Source organism: Micromonospora sp. AMSO31t (genome assembly GCF_008868175.1).
GTDB lineage: Bacteria > Actinomycetota > Actinomycetes > Mycobacteriales > Micromonosporaceae > Micromonospora.
This window is the reverse complement of the sequence record NZ_WBKT01000334.1, coordinates 1-526: the sequence shown is the minus strand read 5'-3', so window position 1 is coordinate 526 and position 526 is coordinate 1. Positions and strand designations below refer to the sequence as shown.

The window sequence follows — 526 nt, the reverse complement described above, 5'->3', positions numbered from 1 at the left end:
ATTCGCAAGCAACGCAGTTTGTAACGTTCCCGGGTCGGCAGTGCCGCATTTCAGGCTGTGTTGCCCGCGGGAAAAGCTGAGGCGAGCGCCAGCATGCCCACCGCCTTGCCGACGAAAATTGCGCCGGAGCCGGCGGCCGACGCCATCCTTGCGCTCAACAATATCGAGGTGGTCTACGACCGCGTCATCCTCGTGCTCAAAGGCGTGTCGCTGGCGGTGCAGAAAGGCGGCATCGTCGCGCTGCTCGGGGCCAATGGCGCCGGCAAGACCACGACGCTTAAGGCGATCTCCGATCTGCTGCATTCCGAGCGGGGCGAGGTGACCAAGGGCGCCATCGTGTTCGACGGCGCCGAAGTGCAAGCGCTTTCGCCCAATGAGGTGGTGCGGCGTGGCTGCATCCAGGTGATGCAGGGCCGCTATTGCTTCGGCCATCTGACGGTCGAGGAAAATCTGCTCACCGGCGCGTTCACGCGGCGTGACGGCGCGGCGGCGATCCGGGCCGACCTGGAAAAGGTCTATGCCTACT

The 526-nt window shown here is 64.4% G+C and carries 1 protein-coding gene; it reads left to right on the top strand.

Going from position 1 to position 526, the window contains the following annotated elements; all coding sequences use genetic code 11:
* Positions 1-93 precede the first annotated feature (93 nt).
* A partial coding sequence (locus F8274_RS30825) for an ATP-binding cassette domain-containing protein (protein ID WP_151465915.1) occupies positions 94-526 on the top strand: 433 nt, incomplete at its 3' end.